Annotated in this window: 21 protein-coding genes; 13 read left to right on the top strand and 8 right to left on the bottom strand. The window is 40.2% G+C overall.

Going from position 1 to position 19951, the window contains the following annotated elements; genetic code table 11:
* Nucleotides 1-75 precede the first annotated feature (75 nt).
* The 7 genes from MHB41_RS04840 (at nt 76) to MHB41_RS04810 (ending at nt 6330) form a co-directional block, all read left to right on the top strand.
* The gene (locus MHB41_RS04840) at nt 76-1188 is read left to right on the top strand and encodes a YheC/YheD family protein (RefSeq protein ID WP_120207493.1); all 1113 of its coding nucleotides are present in this window, start codon (nt 76-78) and stop codon (nt 1186-1188) included.
* Nucleotides 1145-2503, top strand: coding sequence for a YheC/YheD family protein (locus tag MHB41_RS04835; protein ID WP_340899070.1), 1359 nt, complete (start codon nt 1145-1147; stop codon nt 2501-2503). Before MHB41_RS04840 ends, MHB41_RS04835 begins: the two co-directional genes overlap by 44 nt.
* A 152-nt stretch (nt 2504-2655) precedes the next feature.
* A complete protein-coding gene (locus MHB41_RS04830) occupies nt 2656-2865 on the top strand; it encodes a YheE family protein (protein ID WP_003211787.1) in 210 nt (69 codons plus the stop codon).
* 20 nt (nt 2866-2885) lie between these two features.
* A complete protein-coding gene (locus MHB41_RS04825; protein ID WP_342502607.1) occupies nt 2886-3737 on the top strand; it encodes a helix-turn-helix domain-containing protein in 852 nt (283 codons plus the stop codon).
* A 143-nt stretch (nt 3738-3880) separates the two neighbouring features.
* On the top strand, nt 3881-4987 hold the full coding sequence (ugpC, locus tag MHB41_RS04820; RefSeq protein ID WP_046310404.1) for a sn-glycerol-3-phosphate ABC transporter ATP-binding protein UgpC: 1107 nt from the start codon (nt 3881-3883) through the stop codon (nt 4985-4987).
* A gap of 236 nt (nt 4988-5223) precedes the next feature.
* Nucleotides 5224-5427, top strand: a complete 204-nt coding sequence (locus MHB41_RS04815; protein ID WP_024425744.1) for an alpha/beta-type small acid-soluble spore protein — start codon at nt 5224-5226, stop codon at nt 5425-5427.
* A 285-nt stretch (nt 5428-5712) separates the two neighbouring features.
* Nucleotides 5713-6330, top strand: coding sequence for an NAD(P)H-binding protein (locus MHB41_RS04810; RefSeq protein WP_041109935.1), 618 nt, complete (start codon nt 5713-5715; stop codon nt 6328-6330).
* A 117-nt stretch (nt 6331-6447) separates the two neighbouring features.
* On the opposite strand, the gene MHB41_RS04805 is transcribed toward MHB41_RS04810, so the two are convergent.
* Together MHB41_RS04805 and MHB41_RS04800 are read right to left on the bottom strand one after the other, a co-directional pair.
* Nucleotides 6448-8463 carry an ABC transporter ATP-binding protein gene (locus tag MHB41_RS04805; protein WP_111927066.1) on the bottom strand — a complete coding sequence of 672 codons (2016 nt, stop codon included), beginning with the start codon at nt 8461-8463 and terminating at the stop codon, nt 6448-6450.
* The gene (locus MHB41_RS04800) at nt 8460-10217 is read right to left on the bottom strand and encodes an ABC transporter transmembrane domain-containing protein (RefSeq protein ID WP_340899078.1); all 1758 of its coding nucleotides are present in this window, start codon (nt 10215-10217) and stop codon (nt 8460-8462) included. The genes MHB41_RS04805 and MHB41_RS04800 overlap by 4 nt, the downstream gene beginning before the upstream one ends.
* A gap of 556 nt (nt 10218-10773) precedes the next feature.
* On the opposite strand from MHB41_RS04800, the gene MHB41_RS04795 reads away from it, so the two are divergent.
* Nucleotides 10774-11280: a universal stress protein gene (locus MHB41_RS04795; RefSeq protein ID WP_034282233.1), complete on the top strand. Its 507-nt coding sequence runs from the start codon at nt 10774-10776 to the stop codon at nt 11278-11280.
* A gap of 45 nt (nt 11281-11325) precedes the next feature.
* Here the strand turns inward: MHB41_RS04795 and dat are convergent, their stop codons facing one another.
* The gene (dat, locus tag MHB41_RS04790) at nt 11326-12183 is read right to left on the bottom strand and encodes a D-amino-acid transaminase (protein ID WP_061109614.1); all 858 of its coding nucleotides are present in this window, start codon (nt 12181-12183) and stop codon (nt 11326-11328) included.
* A gap of 297 nt (nt 12184-12480) precedes the next feature.
* Between dat and MHB41_RS04785 the strand changes: the two genes are divergently transcribed.
* A complete protein-coding gene (locus MHB41_RS04785; protein ID WP_046310400.1) occupies nt 12481-13335 on the top strand; it encodes a polysaccharide deacetylase family protein in 855 nt (284 codons plus the stop codon).
* Nucleotides 13336-13375: 40 nt separating this feature from the next.
* Here the strand turns inward: MHB41_RS04785 and MHB41_RS04780 are convergent, their stop codons facing one another.
* The 3 genes from MHB41_RS04780 to MHB41_RS04770 all read right to left on the bottom strand — a co-directional run bounded on the left by MHB41_RS04780 (nt 13376) and on the right by MHB41_RS04770 (nt 15491).
* On the bottom strand, nt 13376-14122 hold the full coding sequence (locus tag MHB41_RS04780; protein ID WP_340899083.1) for an NAD-dependent protein deacylase: 747 nt from the start codon (nt 14120-14122) through the stop codon (nt 13376-13378).
* Nucleotides 14123-14136: 14 nt separating this feature from the next.
* A complete protein-coding gene (locus tag MHB41_RS04775; RefSeq protein WP_046310398.1) occupies nt 14137-15225 on the bottom strand; it encodes a mechanosensitive ion channel family protein in 1089 nt (362 codons plus the stop codon).
* 164 nt (nt 15226-15389) lie between these two features.
* A complete protein-coding gene (locus MHB41_RS04770) occupies nt 15390-15491 on the bottom strand; it encodes a YhdX family protein (RefSeq protein WP_017360338.1) in 102 nt (33 codons plus the stop codon).
* 305 nt (nt 15492-15796) lie between these two features.
* Between MHB41_RS04770 and MHB41_RS04765 the strand changes: the two genes are divergently transcribed.
* From MHB41_RS04765 to crcB (MHB41_RS04755), 3 genes are read left to right on the top strand one after another with little or no spacing between them, the layout of a single operon-like run.
* Nucleotides 15797-16513: a glycerophosphodiester phosphodiesterase family protein gene (locus tag MHB41_RS04765; RefSeq protein WP_340899085.1), complete on the top strand. Its 717-nt coding sequence runs from the start codon at nt 15797-15799 to the stop codon at nt 16511-16513.
* Between the two features lie 4 nt (nt 16514-16517).
* Nucleotides 16518-16913: a fluoride efflux transporter CrcB gene (gene crcB / locus MHB41_RS04760; RefSeq protein ID WP_327828435.1), complete on the top strand. Its 396-nt coding sequence runs from the start codon at nt 16518-16520 to the stop codon at nt 16911-16913.
* Entirely contained in the window at nt 16914-17279 is a 366-nt protein-coding gene (gene crcB / locus MHB41_RS04755; protein ID WP_041116974.1) for a fluoride efflux transporter CrcB, read from the top strand. It abuts the gene before it with no gap.
* Here the strand turns inward: crcB (MHB41_RS04755) and MHB41_RS04750 are convergent.
* Both MHB41_RS04750 and MHB41_RS04745 read right to left on the bottom strand, forming a co-directional pair.
* Nucleotides 17276-17668 carry a hypothetical protein gene (locus MHB41_RS04750; RefSeq protein WP_034282242.1) on the bottom strand — a complete coding sequence of 131 codons (393 nt, stop codon included), beginning with the start codon at nt 17666-17668 and terminating at the stop codon, nt 17276-17278. The genes crcB (MHB41_RS04755) and MHB41_RS04750 overlap by 4 nt on opposite strands.
* A 90-nt stretch (nt 17669-17758) precedes the next feature.
* Entirely contained in the window at nt 17759-19141 is a 1383-nt protein-coding gene (locus tag MHB41_RS04745; RefSeq protein ID WP_034282243.1) for a hemolysin family protein, read from the bottom strand.
* A 337-nt stretch (nt 19142-19478) separates the two neighbouring features.
* On the opposite strand from MHB41_RS04745, the gene MHB41_RS04740 reads away from it, so the two are divergent.
* Entirely contained in the window at nt 19479-19919 is a 441-nt protein-coding gene (locus tag MHB41_RS04740) for a MerR family transcriptional regulator (protein ID WP_034667702.1), read from the top strand.
* Nucleotides 19920-19951 lie beyond the last annotated feature (32 nt).

Raw genomic sequence — 19951 nt, 5'->3', positions numbered from 1 at the left:
CAAGCTTTATGTAAAATCATAAAAAAATGTTTTTGTGATGGTAAAAAAAAGAAGTTGAAAAGAAGGTGTTTTTAAATGACAACATTAGGTATTGTGAGCCTTTCTCCGCAGTATGAAGAGGCATTCACACGGCAGCTCGCCAAAGCTGCCTCTTCTTATCGTTTAGTGGTTGTTCGTTTTACACCATTTGATTTAAAGCCGGCTTCAAATTTGATACAAGGCCAAACATATACGAATGGCCAAGGGTTTGCCGACGCACAATTTCCGATTCCCGACTTGATTTATGACCGATGTCTTTACCGGCATGACGCACAATCTAAAAAAGCAAAACCCATCATGGAATGGCTAAAAAAATATCCAAAAACAAATTTTTTGAATACCGGCATTTCAAATAAAATGGTGCTATTTGAGCAGCTCCGTCTCCGCTCTGCTTTACAGCCATATTTACCTGGCTGCTTTATATTAAAAGAGCCCTCAGACCTAATCAATATGGTAAGGGAGTGCGGGGCTGGCGGTTATTGTAGAATGCAGCCTCTCTCCCATCAGCATGCAGCATCTACTTACTTCATTTCCTTTGATGGCAAATCAACATTTACCGTTCAGCTAAGTTCCAATCAAACCATTACATTTTCTCGTACGTCAGAGCTGGAGCGCTGGTGCAAAAAATATGCAGGCCGGTATTTTCTTCAATTTTTCAACACGAATGATCAAAAAGAAATTTTATTCAATGAAATCAAGATTTTCCTTATGAAAGATTCACAAAATCAATGGAAACGCATGGGAATTCACACAAAATCACCTGCAGAAAATAGTCTTTTAAGTCATACACAAAAATCAGCTCCTGTGATAGGCTTTGAACACTATCTAAATACATTGCAGCCACACATCAAGGAACTCCTTTTAGATGATATTGCATCCATTCAGGCATCAATCCCAGCTTATATAGATAAAACTTACTCTCCTTGCTTTGAATTCGCAGTAGACTTACTTCATTCAAGTGAAGGCAGACTTTTCATATCAAATATCAGATCAAAGCCAGGGCGGTCCGCTTTTTTAAAAGTTTATCCTGAGAAGGAACACGAATTGATTCGTATCATTCTTGAATATGCGCAATCGATAAAGTCTCAACCGAAGGAGGTTTCTTATGAACAGAAAGCGCTGCATCATCGCCCCACACCTCACAAGTGAAAAAACAATTCATCTTCCCGTCAATTATAAACAGAAAGATGCCATCTATTCTCTTGCTATAGGGTCTCGTTTAGTAGATGGCTTCAACATTTCCTATCATCAGCATCCAAATAAAATTTTATTATCTGAAGATCTATACAGAGGATTACTGATTCCTTACCAATCAAAAGCTGATGTGATCATCATTGACCATACACTTTTTATAGGGCCGTTGATGGGCATTTTCACTGCGGGTTTTGAGCAAAGTACACAGCCATTGGGAACGAGATCAGAATTTTTTATCAAACTGCTGCACTCTTTCAGGCAGCATCTTGGTTTTGCCTATCTTTTTGGGTCACATTCGATTGATTGGGAAAAAGGAATTGTAGAAGGACTGTTGTACCAGCAAGATTCATGGGTTAAAAAACAGCTTCCCCTTCCGTCAGTTATTTATGACCGGCTTCCAAATAGAAAAGCTGCTCAGTCGGCACTCATACAAGAAACGAAGCGAAAACTCACTCAAGACTATGATATCCCTTGGTTCAATCCTTACTTTTTTAATAAATGGGAGATTCATGAACAGCTATTAACAGATGAAAAAACATGGTCCTTACTCCCACATTCTGTACAATTAGATCCCGTGGACGCTCTAATTAAAATTGAAACACTTCTCCACCTGCATCAAGTTATATACTTAAAACCGACAAACGGAAGTCATGGAGACGGGATTTATCAGTTAAAGAAGGAAAACGACGGAATCACTGTATTCTCAAATTTTGGAAAGTCCATTCCATATGATTCAATAGATCAGTTTGTTCAAAGACTGCGAAAGGATCATGCAATTCATGATTTTATTGCACAACAAGGCATTGAGCTTCTTCAAATAGACAATCAACCGATGGATTTCAGAGTTCATACGAATAAAAATAAAGAAGGTGATTGGACAGTCACAGCAGCTGCAGCAAAGGTTTCTGGAGATCATAACATCACGACTCACCAGTTACACGGGGGAACGGTGAAAACACTTTATGCTGTCTTTCCAGAAGAAAAGAAACGTTTGCAGATTTTACAGCAGCTTTCTCATACTGCCATCATACTCAGCCAGGTGATAGATAAAAAAATGTCCGGGCATATCGGTGAAATCGGTTTTGACTTAGGCATTGATCAAACAGGTGCAATTTGGATGTTCGAAGCTAATTCTCGCCCTGGCCGAGAGATTTTCCAGCATGTCTCTTTGAAAAAATCAGAATGGATGATTGGGAAAAGTATCATGGATTACGCATCTTACCTTTCAAAAACGGCACTCACAACTTCAGATCACGCAAACGTCTACTGACGCTTTTTTGTCACATGTCAGTGATCTTAAATCTATGCTTTTTCTATGCTCTTTTCATGAGATGAGATACAATAAAATCAAGTTCAAGGTTGTTTCCGTGTTGTCGTGTTTGTTTATTGTTTCATCAATAAAAGCAAGGAGGCAATGATGATATGATTTCTCATTTTCAATGGAAACCCCTTTTTAAGAAAGCACAATTGCCAGGCTGGAAAATATCCTTTTTCCACAACGGTGCGCACTATGAAGGCATCTACCACAAAACAGGTGACATTGAATGGGGCTCTCAGCTTCCGCCCCATGAAGTAGAACCAACTTTAAAAGAAGAAATCCACGAATTAATGCTGTTCCATGTCTATGATTAAACTGTTTAAGGAGCCCCGCCATGTTAGAAAAATTAAAACTTGTTTACGGAAACCATATCATCAGCACACCTACTCATGACAAACAAATTCTTTGGTATCAAACAGACGAAGGTGAAATATTTGGAGTAAACAAATCGGAGCTTTCAGAAAGAGAAACACTTCTTCTCAACTCTTTTCTTACACCAATTGATCTATTTCAAAAAGCGCAGACCGAGGATGAACAAAAATGGTTCAAAACTGTCCAACATCCCGTCCGTGTTTATTATTTTCAAATGATCCATCAAGAAGAACAAAGACAGCAAATAAAAGAGGCTGTGAATAACAGCCTCGAACATACTCATTTCATATGGACAGGCCCTGAAACAGCTATGCTGATTCAACCAAACGCCACATCAGAAAACAGTCAATTAGATCAGTTAAATGATTTGTCTCTGGCTATTACAAGTGATTTTTTAACAGACTCAGTCTTTATGCAAGGACAGCTGCATTTGCCTAATGACCATTTACAGATGAGGTTATTAAATGAACAACAGCTCTTTTTATGCCATCTGCAGCGAGAAAAGCTTAGATCAGGGGCTGCCACATTTTATCAATGCCTGCCATCGTTCATTTGTTATGATGCATCTGCACTCACTCACGCTATTTCAGATGCTTTTAAAGAAGCGGTCTTTGACCGGGATGTTTATCGCACTCTCATGACCTATATGCAATGTAATTTAAACGCATCCAAGGCAGCAAAAGCGTTATATGTTCACAGAAACAGTCTTCAATATCGAATTGATAAATTTATTGAGCGCACTGGTCTAGATATACGACATTTTCCAGAAGCATCAGCTGCTTATTTGATGATGATTCTACTCGATCTTTCATAAAGAACGAAGACATGAGCACCCTGCCCAAAAATGAAAATAGGATGTTGTGCACGTTGTCCATTTACAGACTCTTCCTCATTTTATACACTTTATTTACTAGTAAAGCGCTTTCAAAAAAGAGGGACTGGGGAGGCTGACAGCTAATGGCTGAAATGATGCTGAATCAAATTTATAAAGTGTACGATAACAAGGTAACAGCAGTAGACAACTTTAATCTACATATAGAAGATAAAGAATTTATTGTGTTTGTTGGTCCATCAGGCTGCGGGAAATCAACAACCCTTCGCATGATTGCAGGTCTAGAAGAAATATCACAAGGAGACTTTCTGTTAGATGGAAAACGGATGAATGATGTAGCGCCGAAAGACCGGGATATCGCAATGGTTTTCCAAAACTATGCATTATATCCTCATATGAATGTATACGATAATATGGCTTTTGGATTAAAGCTTCGGAAGTTTCCGAAAGCAGAAATTGATGAGCGGGTACGAAATGCCGCTAAAATATTAGGGCTTGAGCAATATTTAGACAGGAAACCAAAAGCACTGTCTGGCGGTCAAAGGCAGCGTGTTGCACTTGGCAGAGCAATTGTACGTGATGCAAAGGTTTTTCTTTTGGATGAGCCGCTTTCTAATTTAGATGCAAAACTCCGTGTTCAGATGCGTGCTGAAATTTCTAAGCTTCATCAGCGTCTGCAAACGACATTTATCTATGTGACACATGATCAGACTGAAGCCATGACAATGGCAACCCGCCTTGTTGTCATGAAAGATGGATTTATTCAACAGGTTGGAGCGCCGAAAGATGTATATGAAAACCCAGAGAATGTGTTTGTAGGTGGGTTTATCGGCTCACCTGCGATGAACTTTTTCACAGGAAAGCTCTCAGACGGTGCCATTGCGGTTGGAAAAACACATATTCGTGTACCAGAAGGAAAAATGAAAGTATTACGCAGCCAAGGCTATATTGGAAAGGATGTCATTTTAGGCATCAGACCAGAAGATTTTCACGATGAACCAGTATTTATAGAGGCGTCTGAAGGCACAAAAATTAATGCTGATGTAGAAGTAGCTGAATTAATGGGAGCAGAAACGATGCTTTATTCTTCTATCGATGATCAATCGTTTATTGCACGTGTTGATTCTCGTACCGATGTACAGGCCGGACAGTCTATCCCTCTTGCGATTAATATGAACAAAGCCCATTTCTTTGATGCGGATACGGAGCTGCGCATCCGCTCAGCAGAATAAGAAGATATATAAGCAGCGCCATCACTCATCATTGGGTGATGGTTTTTTGTATGTTAACACAACATTTACCATGTTCTTTTCTCGTATGTTTTTTTCGGAAATAACCATAATACTTAGTACAAAGCAGTTACGGCATTGGGTTTCGCCAAGTGGCAAATGACTTGATCATTTCGCTGGTGCGATTCCAGCAAACCCAACCAAAAAAACAAAACATATACAAAAAGGAGAATCACATCATGGCAAATTCTAATAGTTCAAACCAATTACTAGTTCCTGGAGCAGAGCAAGCGATCGATCAAATGAAATACGAAATCGCTTCTGAATTTGGTGTAAACCTTGGAGCAGAAACAACATCTCGTGCTAACGGTTCAGTTGGTGGAGAAATTACAAAACGTCTTGTGTCTTTCGCTCAACAAAACCTTGGCGGAACAAAAGCTTAATTTCATATTTGGATCATAGAAGGCACCTCTTATGGTGTCTTCTTTTTTTGTTTTTATCCCTCACCAAACTCCTTTCAGCTCATATCATGTAGTAGAAAGGAGCGGATCTTCATGGACATTATTTCTGGTATGAACTTTGAACTTTTACAATTTGTAGGTATCTCTCTATTATGTGAATATGCTCATAGTATTCGATCCTTTCATCTATATAAAAAAAGCATCACATAAAAGTTGTACCATTTTGTGCCCTTTTCACTTATAGTATGTAGTGGAGGGATCGAACAGATGAAAATAGCTCTTTTCGGTGCTCATGGACGTGTAGGACAAGCATTTCTTCGTTTCGTTCAAGTAGATGATCGTTACATGGTTCGTTCATTGATTCGAACAAACCGAGAAGAAATGCTTGCGGGTATGTTTCAAGTCACCGGCAATTCAAGAAATCGGGAAGATGTGCTTGAGACAATCAAAGGAGCAGATATTGTTGTGAGCTGTCTATCAACAGATGGTGACGATACATTATCTGTTTCAATGGAGCATATCGTACAAGCCATGAAGCAAACAAATACATCTAGAATTATTACAATTGGTACAGCAGGTATTTTAAAAGCAAGAAAGCAGCCGGAGCTCTACCGTTTTGAAACAAATGAATCAAGACGGACCACTTCCCGAGCAGCTAAAGAGCATGCGAAAGCGTTTGAAATCCTTCAATCGACTGATCTAGATTGGACCATTATTTGTCCAACCTATTTACCAAATGGAGAAGTGACACGGTCATATCGCTATGAGAAAGATTTTCTCCCTATAGATGGAAAGAAAATTTCAGTTGAAGATACCGCACACTTTTTATATCAGCAGTTAAATTCGAAGGAGTTTGTACATCAACGCGTCGGCATCGCTTATTGATGATGCAGCCTGTCCAAACAATATAATCAATAAAAGTCGAGAACAGAATCTCCGACTTTTTCATGCAAAGGAAAAGAGCCTCATTCAATTGGAAGAGGCTCTTTTTTCTACTATTCATCAGCTGTTGGCAACAGCACCTTTTTGCAGTTCATACATTTGTGCATACAGCCCTTCTTGCTGCATGAGTTGTTCATGACTGCCACGCTCGACGATTTCACCTTTTTCTAACACCAAGATCATATCGGCTTTCTTAATAGTGGATAATCGGTGAGCAATCACAAAAGTCGTCCTTCCTTCTTTGACTACATCAAGTGCCCGCTGAATGATCGCTTCTGTTTCTGTATCAATGTTGGCTGTGGCTTCATCTAAAATTAAAATCGCTGGATCGTACGCCAATGCGCGCGCAAATGAAATCAACTGACGTTCCCCTGAGGAAAGGGTGCTTCCCTTTTCAACGACTGGTTCATCAAAACCTTCTGGCAGGTGCTTCAATAACTCTGCTGCACCTACTTGCTTTAATGAAGATTCAATGGTTTCTCTTTTGATGTCTTCATTTCCTAAGCTTACATTGGAAGCAATTGTTCCAGAAAATAAATACGGGTCTTGCAGCACAATGCCCATTTGTTTACGCAGCGTTTGGCGCGACTGATCATAAATGCTTTCGCCATCTATGAGAATGTCTCCTTGCTGAATGTCATAAAAACGCAGCAGCAAGTTCATGATCGAGCTTTTCCCAGAACCAGTATGCCCCACAAGTGCAACCGTTTGACCTTTCTTTGCTTCAAACGTAATGTTCTTTAAGACATTTTTCCCTTCATTATAAGCAAAGGTGACATCTTTGAACTGAACGTGTCCCTCCAGCTTCTTCTGAACAGGCTCTTCCACTTCTGTTCCTGGTTCATCTAGTAATCGGAAAACCCTCTCCGATGAAACCCTTGCTAATTCTAACCTAGAGAATTGATTCACAATGCCTGTAATCGGCTGAAACAATCGATTTAAATAATCGACAAACGCATAGAGCACACCAATGGACACAATGCCTGTCGCACTTAACGAAGCACCGCCAAAATACCAAATGAGTGCCACATATGCTAAATTTCGCAGCAGGTTAACCAAATTATGTGAAAGAAGTGAATTTAAATGCAGCATCTTTCGCTGATATCGAAAGTGATTGTTGTTCAGCTCATCAAATTCCTCTTGCGTCGCTTTTTCATGACGAAACGCTTGAATGATTGTCATCCCTTGAATGGCTTCATTTAGCTTGGCATTAATTTCACTGATGATCGAACGAATGCGGTGATTGTACACTGATGCAAACTTTCTGTAAGTCATCGACCATAGGAAAATAATCGGTACTGCGACCAAACAAATGAGTGCCAGCTTTACATTTAACAAAAACATGGCAATGTAAATCCCAATCATGTAAATGGCACTCGTCACGAAATTAGCAAGGACTGTTACATATAAATCACGAATGGTTTCCGTGTCATTTGTGATTCTCGCGACAACCTTTCCAGCCGGTAAATTATCAAAATATCGGATCGGCAGTGTTTGGATGTGCTCAAATACGTCTACCCTCATTTTTTGAATAATTCGATTTGCAATCCTCTGGAGCAAATAATGCTGCCCATACTGAAAGAAAATCGCAACGATGAGCAGTCCTAGATAAAATAGAACAAGCTGCACCAAACCACTGATTTCTGGCTGATAAAAAGCGAAAATCTCCTCTTTTGATAAACGCTGTACCTCATAGGTCTCACGCTCGTTTCCATTATCAATGGTGAGCTGATCTCCCGATATTTTTCTGTTTCCATCAAAACGAATCGGCTCATTCACAAAATAGTAACCGAACCCGACTTGCACTACATTGATTTGCTTTCCAGAATCCATTCCATTATTTAATCGATCGCTTCGTATATAGTTATTTCCCTGGTAATAAACGGTTTTGTCTGTCTTTTCATTGACCTCGACATACGGTTTTTCTACACCTAAAATATGATCATCAATCATTTTCTTCCCAATAAACGGTCCTGTCAGCTCAGCACCAACTGCAATCATTAGAAAGATTAAGGCAACAGACAATACTTTCTTATATAGGAGTGCGTAGGCAAGGAGTCTTCTTCCTGTTGTCATGCCTCATCCCCTCCTTCCAGCTGATTTGTCAGCTGCTGACGCAAAAATTGTTCCTTGTACCACCCATCCTGCTGGATGAGCTCGTTGTGGGTGCCCTTTTGGACAATGCGTCCTTCTTCCATGACAAGAATGAGATCCGCATGTTCAACAGCTGATAGGCGATGAGTTGTAATAAACGTCGTTTTGCCATGACGGTTTTGTCTTAGATTTTCTAAAATAGCGGTTTCTGTTTTTGCATCTACCGCAGATAATGAGTCATCCAGAATTAAAATGTCTGGATCAATTAATAAAGCACGTGCGATGGATATTCGCTGTTTTTGTCCGCCTGACAGCGCCACACCTTTTTCCCCAACCATGGTTTCCAGACCCTCTGGCAAAAGGCGTAAATCCTTTTCAAAGTAAGCATCTTTGATTGCTTGTGCTAACTCATCTTCTTTCGCATCCCGATGACCAAAGCGCAAATTCTGTTCCACGCTTTTTGAGAAAAGTATATGATCCTGCGGTACGTATCCAATCCATTGAAATAACTGATCTAATTCAATGTCTTGGATTGGAACACCTGATAGCAAGATTTGCCCATCACCTGCCGGGTACTGGCGCAAAAGCTGTTTGACAATGGTCGTTTTGCCGCTTCCCGTTTTGCCTGTAATCCCAATCGTCTGCCCTTTTCGTACAGTAAAGGACACATCAATGAGATTATCTTTAGATGAAGTTGGATACCTGAATGTCACATGATCGAACTCAATATCTCCAGGCTCTTGTAACGTTTTCGGCTGAGCAGCATCTGTTACGTCCGGCTTGTAGCTGAGTGTATGATTTAACCGGTCTAACGACGCATTTCCTCTTTGCATAATATTAATCAATTCGCCGATCGCAAACATTGGCCAGATCATCATGCCAAGATAGACGTTAAATGCAACAAGCTCCCCAATGGTTAAATCACTTTGGAACACGAGATAGGCTCCGTAGCCAATCCCGATTAAGTAGCTGATCCCCACAAGTAATTTCACTGTCGGCTCAAACAAAGAATCAATGATCGCCACTCGCATGTTTTTTTGAAATACATCATCTGTCATTTCTCGAAAGCGTTCGACATCTTGTTTCTCCTGCACAAAAGAGCGAATGACCCGGACACCTGCCACTGATTCAAGAACGCGATCGTTCATATCACCAAATGCATCTTGAGCGACTGTAAAGCGCTCATGGATTTTGCTTCCATAAAACGCAATCAAGAGCGCCATCAGCGGCATAGGGATAATCGCCATTAAGGTTAATTTCCAGCTAATCGTCAGCCCCATCGTAAAGAAGATCATCAGCATATAAGCAGTGGAATCAACCAAGGTCAGAACGCCAAAACCTGTCGTTAAGGCCACAGCATTCAAATCGTTTGTACCTAATGCCATTAAGTTGCCGGTTTTTTTCTTTTCATAAAAGGTAGGCGTCATCTTAAGCAAGTGGCGCATCAGTTTCCCGCGCATCACACGCTCCATGACATTTGCGCCGCCAAATAACTGATACATCCAAAAATATGTAAGTGTATAGACGACGACACCTAGTAAGCAAAAAATGGTCACATAAAACACAATACTGGATGTTGTAAATTGACCAGAACGAATGTCATCAACTGCCTGGCCTAGGTATCTTGGCGGCAGCATTTCAAGCACATTCACAATGAGCAGGAGCGTAATAGCAATCGTATAACGCCTCCACTCTTTTTTAAAGAACCAGCCTAATTTCGCAAATACTGAAAACATGTTTGTCTCTCCTTTTCAAGCTAGCCGCTTTCTAAATTTTCCTGCAAGTCACCTTGTTTCGTTTTTTGAGCTTTTGTCATTTGTCTTGATTTTGGCATGTTCACATGCTTTCACTCCTCTTCATTTACTTGTTGTTTTTCATCCCTTTATTTCGAAATACGAAATGAATTCAATAAAAAAAGAGGCCACCAGCTTGCTGGTACGCCTCTTTTCGTCATGTAAAAAGGCGCATGTTGACAAATACGCAACATACGCCTTGATTCATCCGATCAATTGGAACAGACGAGTTCCTTTTCAATGACCAATGAAGGTGTAATTGTCACGTGAATCAACCCATTCATGCAGTTTGATTTCAATCTTCCAATGTTGCACATGACATTTCCTCCTTTTGGCTCTTGAATCTTTTTTTATCTTATAGTGGCTGTCACTATTTTGTCAATAAATATTTTTCAATAAATGAAATTTTCTAACAAAAATCATTCTCCTTCATGTGTATCTTTTTCTATTAACGGGTATACCATGAGTGTAAAGACTCCTTTTGAAAGGAATGAGGACATTGTTTCAAGCTGATCGGATGGTCGTAGCGTTTGATGGACATGAAGACAGTAAGAAAGCATTAAAAAAGGCAATCGCTTTAGCTAAAACCTTGCATGCCAAGCTGACCGTTACCTATGCACATGATGGCAAAACAGACAGACAGGTGTTTGATGCACCGCGCCCAATGACTGGCGGAGCTTATATCGGCGGCGGTACGGCAGATCTTCAAACTCCCCCTGTATATGTACCTCACGATGAACAGCAAAGTCCCTTGATTTTTGAAGACCATACAGAAGAGGTCGTTGCGGAAGCACGAATGCTTTTAAATGAGGAGCAGTTTGAGGCTGCCATTGAAATTGTAGAAGGAGAACCAGCAGAAGCGATTATCGAATATGCGGAGGAAATATCAGCAGACCTCATCGTCATGGGAGCACGTGACCAAAGCAGATTGAAAAAAATGCTGTTTGGCAGTGTGAGTGAAAAGTTATCAGCAAAATCAGATATACCTGTGCTTATTGTGAAATAAATGCATCACAAAAGGCTGTAAACATTGGTTTACAGCCTTTTTTATTTATGAAGAGATGGATGCTTCACTTTCATGTTTAATTTTTTGCTGGAAGCCTTCCTGTACGCGTTTTGTCAGCTCTCCTGGAACGCCTTCCCCTACGGGCTCGCCATCTATTTCAACAATCGGAATGACTTCAGCTGTCGTCGAGCTGATGAAGATTTCCTGAGCGCGCAGCAGTTCTTCTTTGCTTATACGAGTTTCTTCAACCGTACATCCTTCTTCCTCACATACCTCCAGCAGCTTTCTACGAGTAATGCCGTTTAAAATGAGATTGTTTGCAGGATGAGTACGAATCACGCCATCAATCACGGCATATACATTCGAGGAGGTTCCCTCGGTCACAAAACCGTCTCTCACAAGGATTGCTTCAAACGCACCAGCTTCAGATGCTTTCTGCTTTTCCATGATGTTATATAAAAGATTTAAGCTTTTGATATCACACCTTAACCAGCGAAGATCCTCAGATAAAATGGCCTTTGCCCCAGCTTTCTGTTCTTGAACAGGCTTTTTCACCTGGAACGTATATGCTGTGATTTGAGGAGTAAGAGAATCACTATATTGATGTTTACGAGGGGCGACACCCCGCGTAACTTGAATATACACACCGCCATCTGTTAATTGATTGTGAGCGACGAGCTGTTGTAACTTTTCTTCCATATCAGATACTGTACCTTGCAGATGAATGCCAATTTCCTTTGCACTCTTGAACAGACGCTCTGTATGCTCCTTTAACGTAAACAAAGTACCATTGTATACACGGATGACCTCATAGACTCCGTCACCAAATTGATAGCCTCTGTCCTCAATATCAACATGTGCATCCTTTTTTTCAATGAAATCTCCATTGTACAATACTTTCATATGGAATCTCCCCTTCGCTTTGCATTAATGGTTGAATCTGATGCTATCTTAGCGGATAAATGGGTACGTTTCAATGATTATTCAGAATTATTTCACATCGTATGAAATGGATAACCTTCTATTATAACAAATATAGTTTGATAACCAAAAAGATTCCAATTTTTTAGCATCTTCTATATTCATAGGCTCTTTTTTCCTGTATACTTACTCCATATAAACACGACAAAAAACAGCGAAAAAAGACAGAATCCACTACATGATTTCGACACAAATTTTTGATTTATTGGAGCGATTGTAATGCAACGGGTTAAAAAAAAACAGACACCTTCAAACACAATGCTGCTCTCAAAGGCGATTGGTTTTGTCATCCTGACACTAATCCTCTTTTTTATTTGGGATATGTCCAAAACCAATATGCAGGCAGCAGATCAGCCGGCGAAATTGTCTGCGAGCAGTCAATTTAGGGACACAAGTACTAGTATGAAAGCAAAAGATGCTTCTCGGAAAACATTAGATGCACATTTTAAGATCCATTCAAATAAACATATAACGGATCAAACGATCTTTTTAACCTTTGATGATGGTCCATCAGCGACTTCAAATCAGCTGTTAGATGTGCTAAAAGCGCATCAAGTGAAAGCCACATTCTTTATGCTCGGACCGCAGATTAAAGAACACCCGGCAGCTGTGAAAAGACTCCATCAAGAAGGTCATCAATTAGGGCTTCACGGTATTACCCATGATGTGAAACGCTTTTATCAAAAAAGTGATTCTCCTGTTAACGAGATGAAGGAAGATCAGCGCATTTTGGCTTCTGTCACAGGTGAGTATACCCATCTTGTAAGAACACCTTATGGCAGCACCCCAAATTTAACCGATCAGCAAAAAGCACGCTTAAAACAAAAAGGCTTTGTCTACTGGGACTGGACCATTGACAGTCTTGACTGGAAATATAAAAGCTCAAAATATGTACCAGAGGTATTAAATCAGCTGCAAGTGCTGGAGACAAAATATCCAAAAGAACCAAAAATCATCTTAATGCATGATCAGCCGGCGACGGCAAAATACTTAAGCAGCTTAATTACGCAGCTAAAGGCAAAGGGCTATACATTTGAAGTCCTTGATGAAACAATGAAGCCGCTGCAGCAATAAAGTAAAACCCGCACCTTTAGGATGCGGGTTTTTTAATGATTTATAAAGCTTTCACGAGATCGCCAATTCGCTCATGAAAGACAAGATCAAAAAGCGGATCGAATTCTGTTTCACTCAAATTCATCATCACCATGAAGATGGAAGGATCATGAGCTGCATCTTCTGGAATATACCTTGCTGGCGCTACCTCCAGGGAAGTCCCCATGACGAGGAGCATGTCCGTTTTCTGAAGTGATGTCTCTACTTGGTCTAAATGTTTGACCATATCGCCAAATAGGACAACATCTGTTTTTAGCACACGTCCACACGTACTGCCGTCTGAGGAAACCTTTTGACAGACCGGCACCTCTTCTTTTAATAAATAAGGCAGATCATATACCGCCTGACACGATGGACAAGTGGCCGTTTGAATGGAGCCATGGAGTTCATATACATGCTGGCTTCCCGCCTTTTTATGAAGACCGTCAATATTTTGGGTAAAAATATCCACATGCTTCCCTTGTTGCTCAAGGCTGGCTAAAAAGGTGTGCCCGCTATTTGGCTCATATTCTCCACTCATTTTCATCTGAAACAATTCCTTAAATTTCGGCCAGAATTGATGAGGGTTTGATAAAAAGTAGGACCGGCTCATCGCCTCCATGCGGGAAGTATCTTCTGTCCACAGACCACCCGTTGATCTAAAATCAGGAATACCCGATTCTGTACTCATACCTGCACCTGAGAGTACTGTGATATGTGAAGCCTGCGATAATTTCTCTCTTAGTGCTTCCACTTTTGTTTGATCCACGCACCATTCCTCCTTTATTCACCCAGCTGCTTCTCACCTTTTTGTTTCATATAAATGGCCTGACCAGGGAAAGCAAATTCTACGCCTTCCTCGTGGAAAATATCTATGATGCGATAGTTAATATCCTGCTTAATATCAAGGTTTTCAGACCAAGCTGTCGTGTTTGTGTAAAAATTGAAAAACAAGTTCAAATAGCTGTCTGCCAGTACATCGAGATTTACCATAATCGTCTCTTTATGCACCCCATCATGCTCGTGAAGCATCTGTTTGAGACGCTTAATACACTGATCAATATTTTCCTTTGGTGTATTGTAGGAAACGCGAACAGAAAACGTAATCTGACGTTTATTCATTCTTGTCCAGTTTGTGATTGGCTCCTTAGAAAGCGTAGAATTCGGAACGGTCACGACGGCTTCAGCAGGTGTTCGAAACCTTGTGCTTCGAAATGTAATGTCCTCCACAGTCCCAAGTACACTTGGTGTCTCCACAAAGTCGCCCATCGTAAAAGGCTTCTCCGTAATGATGACTATCCCTCCAAAAAAGTTAGCCACTGTATCCTGAGCAGCGAGCGCAAATGCTAGACCACCTAGACCAAGCCCTGCCACAAGTCCATTTACGTCATAATTAAATTCTTGTGCAATGACGCTAATACTCAGTGCAATAATAATGAAACGAAGTACCTTTGATAAAAATGGTGCTAAAATATCATCCATATCTAATTCAAATTTCGAATTGACCTTTTGAAACAAGAAAGAAGATGCAGCGGTTAAATTACAAAGCCCCCACGTCAGCATTAATATAATAGAAGATCTATACAATTTAACGATGATATCCATATGATGCTCAAAGTATGGTGCCTGTCTTAACGCAAAATATAAACCAAGTGCCACGAAAAACAGCCTGGCTGGTTTTTCAAATGCCACAACAATTTGGTTAATGACCTCCGTTTTAGACCGATTCGTCAGCCTAAACAGAAGCTGAAATAAATACTTCGTAAATACTTTCCGAAGCAATAAAAAAAGCAATAAAATACAAAGGCTAATACCAATTTGGATCGCAATATCTACTGTAAAATATGTATCCATCCATTTTTGTGTAAACATGTCTGTCTCTCTCCTTTAAAACAATCCTCTCTAGTTTATAATATAACCTTCGTTCATGTCCTCTCTTAAATGTCTGACCTCTACATAAAAAGCCTCGGGACTGATCCCGAGGCATGAAGTTCAAATATGAAATTTTGGCTAGAGACATATCGACGGGCAGCAAACTACTTTTTCTTCTGAGCCTGATCAAGGAGAGTCGCTTTAAACATTTCAGCATCCGTTTCAGCCTTAATACGTTCTTCCACTCTAATTCTCCCTTTACCCAATCATCTCGCCTCCTTTTCATCATTATAAAACATCAGAATTTTCAGTCAACATGACGAAAGCACTAATATTTTGACGAACGCTGACGATTTGGACAAAATTGATCGAAGAAAAAATGATGTAGTTCAGATTTACTCAATAAGAGCTTGGGATATTCCTGCAACTTTTCACCTTTTATACACGATGCTTTCTCACCACACGCCATGTTCCATTACATACAGCTCTCCATCGTTCCATATAGTAAAGAAGGAAAAACAGCAAAAATTTGATATGATAAGACCAGAACTTATGTCAGGAGCTGGAGCATGTGTATATTATCGCGCATAGAGGGTCTTCAAGCGCTGCCCCAGAAAATACAATCGCCGCATTTGATTTAGCTGTTCAGCAAGGTGCGGATTATATTGAGTTAGACGTCCAGCTGACAATGGATCAGCACGTAGCCGTCATCCATGATGATACCGTTAATCGAACAACTAACGGAAGCGGCTTAGTGAAAAGTTATACACTTGATCGGCTGAAGAAACTGGATGCAGGAAGCTGGTTTGATTCACAGTACGCCAACGAACGAATTCCCACCTTACAGGAAATTCTTGGAAGGTACACTCATCGTGTCGGGATACTGATTGAGATCAAGCATCCAAAACGGCAGATTGGGATTGAAAAGGCAGTTGTCGACATCATCAACCGGTTTGCCTATTCCCGTCACATCATGGTTCAATCTTTTGATGCCAATGCACTTCAAAGAGTCAAAGCTTACGCCCCTTCTCTTCGAACAGCTTTTATTATAAAACCCTCTGCCTTTAAACTGACGAAAAGGAAATTAGCGGAGTACAGCTCCTTTGCGAATTGCCTTAATATGAAGAAAACGATGATCAACAGATGGTGGATTGACCGCATCCACTCATTTGGAATGGATGTCTTTATATGGACAGTGAAAGATCAAAAAACAGCCGACAGGATGAAAACATACCTCATTGATGGAGTGGTGACGGATCACCCGCCATTTTTTCTAAAGGAGAAATGATTAAATGAAAGCATATCTCGCCGTATTTATCGGTGGATTGGTTGGTACCCTTTGCAGATATGAACTTAGCCAATCCGTTGTCAGCCAGACATTCCCCTATGCAACACTGATTGAAAACATTACAGGCAGTCTGTTTCTTGGCTTTTCAACAGGATATTTTATGTTTCGGAAAGGAAAAAAATATCTTGCTGCTTTGATCGGAACAGGATTTTGCGGTGGTTTTACGACAATGTCCACTTTTTCTAAAGAAACGGTTCTCTTATTACAGGATGGACTGTTCACATCAAGTATCATGTACATTCTACTCTCAGTGATTGCTGGAGTGGGCGCTGCCTTATGTGGACTGATCACCGCTCAGCGCCTCTTTCAACAAAATGAGCAGCCGAAAGGAAGCAGATAAATGATTGTATTTTATACAGCTGTTGCCGGCGGGATGGGCAGTGCCCTTCGTTTTTTCCTCAGTCAATCGATTCAGAAAACCAAGTTTCATACTCGTTTTCCGTATAGTATTATTCTCATCAACTTACTCGGCGCTGCCGGTTTAGGTTTACTGACAGGTGCAGTGTCTGACAATGATCCGCTGCTTATGATCATTGGTACTGGGTTTTTCGGTGGTTTTACAACATTCTCTACATTTAGTGTAGAAGCTGCGTCCATGCTGCATGAGCGGCAAATTGGACTTCTTGCTGTCTACTTGCTGGTCACAATCATCGGGTCTTTATGTCTCTTTGCTGCGTTTTATCAAATAGGACAGCATCTTATTTAAATATTGGTAATGGCGGCTAAGCTGATGAGCAGCTGATCCATGAGCTGGCGCTTCATCAAAAAGAGTGTTTTTTCACTATAGCCAATTTCCATTGCACACTTTGCCATCCGCCAATCTCGAAAATATTTGTAATCGATGAGCTGCTGCTCTATTTCGTCCAACTCTTTTAATGCCGTTTCAATACAAGCAACGATGAGTTCATACTGACTTTTTTGTTCTTCTAACTTTTTCCGAGTCATGTGGTCGAGATGATGCGGGCTTCTTTTTTCAAGCTGCCTTTCGATATTTAAGATCGCTGCTTGATAATTTTTGAAATTCTTTAAATGAAACTCAATTCGTTTCATTGAGGTTTTTTTCTCCGTGATACTTGCTGTTTCATACCAAAGCATGTCCATCCCCCTATATCGAACGTTTGTTCTTATTATATACCGAACATACATTCGTTCAAAAGAGACTAAATACCTAAAAAAACCTTGAGCTTATTTTTCGCTCAAGGTCATTTCGTTTACTAAAAGCGGCTCCTTTATATCAAGCCCAGTGCGTGCGCTGCCTTTTTCTGGCGATGTGACGCCTTTTTTCAAATCGATCTTTTTAACGTAGCGTCCATCCATTTCCAGCACTTTCATTCGAATATCATCAAGATAGACGGATTGTCCTTCTCTGATATCAATATTCTCTTTTAAGATGAGTCCGCCGATTGTATCAATTTCCTCATCATGATAAGAGATCTCGATCAAATCTTGAACTTCATCTAATCTCACTTTGCCATCTAAAACATAATGATGATCGGCTCTTTTTTGAATAACTGGCTGCTCATCTTCATCGAATTCATCTCGAATATCTCCGACAATCTCTTCTAAAATATCTTCCGTTGTGACAAGTCCAGACGTTCCGCCGTATTCGTCAGTTAAGATCGCCATATGCATTCTATCACGCTGCATCTTAACGAGAAGCTCTTGAATAGGAATCGTGTCGATGACCTCAATCACTGGATATATATAATCTTGAATTTTCAGTTGATCTTTTTCTCCTTGATACACAAGATCTGCAAAGAGCTGCTTTTTGTTCAGCATGCCAATGACATGGTCTTTATCTCCTGAAAAAACAGGGAAACGTGTATACTTTTCCTGCGTCATGATGGCGAGGATATCATCTAACGGCATATCTTCTGGAATCGCACAAATTTCTCTCCGCGGTATCATGATCTCTCTGGCAATTCGATTATCGAAATCGAAAATCTTGTTCATATAATTATATTCTGATGGGTTGATTTCCCCATTTTTTAAGCTCTCAGATAATAAAATCTTCAATTCCTCTTCAGAATGGGAATGTTCTTTTTCAGACCCCATATCGATGCCCATCATTTTAGTTAGCAAACGGGCTGATCCGTTTAACACATAAATGAAAGGGAACATAAGGATATAAAATGCATGCAGCGGGCCTGACAGCCATAGCGTCATTTTTTCCGCCTTTTGAATGGCAAGCGTTTTTGGTGCAAGCTCACCTACAACTACATGCAAAAAGGTAATAATAGAGAACGCAAGTGTTGCTGAGATCAGGCTGATTGCTGAATCAGGAATGTTTGTCAAACCAAAACCTCGAACCAAAAGTTCTTTCACAGCCGGCTTACCAATCCACCCTAAACCAAGAGATGTCACCGTAATACCGAGCTGACAGGCTGACAAATATTCATCTAGCCTTGATGTCACCTTTTTCGCCATGATAGCCTTTTTGGACCCTTCGGCAACAAGCTGATTAATTCTTGAACTTCTCACCTTTACTATGGCAAATTCAGATGCAACAAAGAAAGCTGTTAAAGCAATCAAAACACCGACTATACTCAGATTAACAATATCGTCCATTTAACCTTGCTCTTTCTTAGAAGAACAAGGAGTCACCTCCTGATTGATGATGTTATGTTTTGCAAAACGGTTAACTGATTAAATAAGACTACATTGAGGGCCCCACTTAACCACCTCCGGTTCACGTAAAATTCCGCCTCTCTACATATATATGAAACGGTATTCATTTTATCTTACCATAAATAATCTGAAAATTCCTGTATCATCATGCTGTTTTTGACATGACTGACTAAATTGAGGGAAATCCTCCTCTGTTTCTTCTTATTGGCAGGAAATATGAACAATTAACTTGTGTTTCAGACTAGAATTATATTAAACTATTTTCATAAACTATAACGTGACGGTTAGGAGGAGATGTTCAGATGGGGCTGAGAAAAAGTATCGTATTGGTGAACTAGCACAGATTGCACAGGTGACGAAACGAACTGTAGATTATTATACAAATCTAGGTTTGCTTGCGCCTGTTAGATCTTGCTCAAATTATCGTTATTACGATGAATATGCTTTAAAACGATTACAATTAATCGTTCTTTGCAAACAGCAGAGATTGGCTCTTTCTGACATCAAATCCAGATTAGATGAACAATTCCCTTCTCAAAAGGAAGATCATGATGAACTTGTCCATTTAACCTCTGATATCGATCGGATGAATGAGCATATGGACCGCATTTTGGCACGTTGTAAGCAGCTTCAGCCAGAACAACGTGAAAAACTAAAAGAGCAGCTTACTCCTGAAAAAATGACGGCTGTCCAATCATTTTTACTGCTGTTAAGTTAAAATTTTTACTAAACAGGAGGTGTTACCTTCGT

The sequence above is a fragment of the Bacillus sp. FSL H7-0578 genome (assembly GCF_038630855.1).
GTDB lineage: Bacteria > Bacillota > Bacilli > Bacillales > Bacillaceae > Bacillus > Bacillus safensis.
The sequence above is the reverse complement of the archived record's forward strand: the minus strand, read 5'-3'. Positions and strand labels throughout refer to the sequence as shown.

Bases quoted from the DNA above. Each gene is read 5' to 3' on its own strand.
- MHB41_RS04840 (WP_120207493.1), top strand. From the start codon at position 76: ATGACAACATTAGGTATTGTGAGCCTTTCTCCGCAGTATGAAGAGGCA.
- MHB41_RS04835 (WP_340899070.1), top strand. From the start codon at position 1,145: ATGAACAGAAAGCGCTGCATCATCGCCCCACACCTCACAAGTGAAAAA.
- MHB41_RS04830 (WP_003211787.1), top strand. From the start codon at position 2,656: ATGATTTCTCATTTTCAATGGAAACCCCTTTTTAAGAAAGCACAATTG.
- MHB41_RS04825 (WP_342502607.1), top strand. From the start codon at position 2,886: ATGTTAGAAAAATTAAAACTTGTTTACGGAAACCATATCATCAGCACA.
- ugpC (WP_046310404.1), top strand. From the start codon at position 3,881: ATGGCTGAAATGATGCTGAATCAAATTTATAAAGTGTACGATAACAAG.
- MHB41_RS04815 (WP_024425744.1), top strand. From the start codon at position 5,224: ATGGCAAATTCTAATAGTTCAAACCAATTACTAGTTCCTGGAGCAGAG.
- MHB41_RS04810 (WP_041109935.1), top strand. From the start codon at position 5,713: ATGAAAATAGCTCTTTTCGGTGCTCATGGACGTGTAGGACAAGCATTT.
- MHB41_RS04805 (WP_111927066.1), bottom strand. From the start codon at position 8,463: ATGACAACAGGAAGAAGACTCCTTGCCTACGCACTCCTATATAAGAAA.
- MHB41_RS04800 (WP_340899078.1), bottom strand. From the start codon at position 10,217: ATGTTTTCAGTATTTGCGAAATTAGGCTGGTTCTTTAAAAAAGAGTGG.
- dat (WP_061109614.1), bottom strand. From the start codon at position 12,183: ATGAAAGTATTGTACAATGGAGATTTCATTGAAAAAAAGGATGCACAT.
- MHB41_RS04785 (WP_046310400.1), top strand. From the start codon at position 12,481: ATGCAACGGGTTAAAAAAAAACAGACACCTTCAAACACAATGCTGCTC.
- MHB41_RS04775 (WP_046310398.1), bottom strand. From the start codon at position 15,225: ATGTTTACACAAAAATGGATGGATACATATTTTACAGTAGATATTGCG.
- crcB (WP_327828435.1), top strand. From the start codon at position 16,518: ATGAAAGCATATCTCGCCGTATTTATCGGTGGATTGGTTGGTACCCTT.
- crcB (WP_041116974.1), top strand. From the start codon at position 16,914: ATGATTGTATTTTATACAGCTGTTGCCGGCGGGATGGGCAGTGCCCTT.
- MHB41_RS04750 (WP_034282242.1), bottom strand. From the start codon at position 17,668: ATGCTTTGGTATGAAACAGCAAGTATCACGGAGAAAAAAACCTCAATG.
- MHB41_RS04745 (WP_034282243.1), bottom strand. From the start codon at position 19,141: ATGGACGATATTGTTAATCTGAGTATAGTCGGTGTTTTGATTGCTTTA.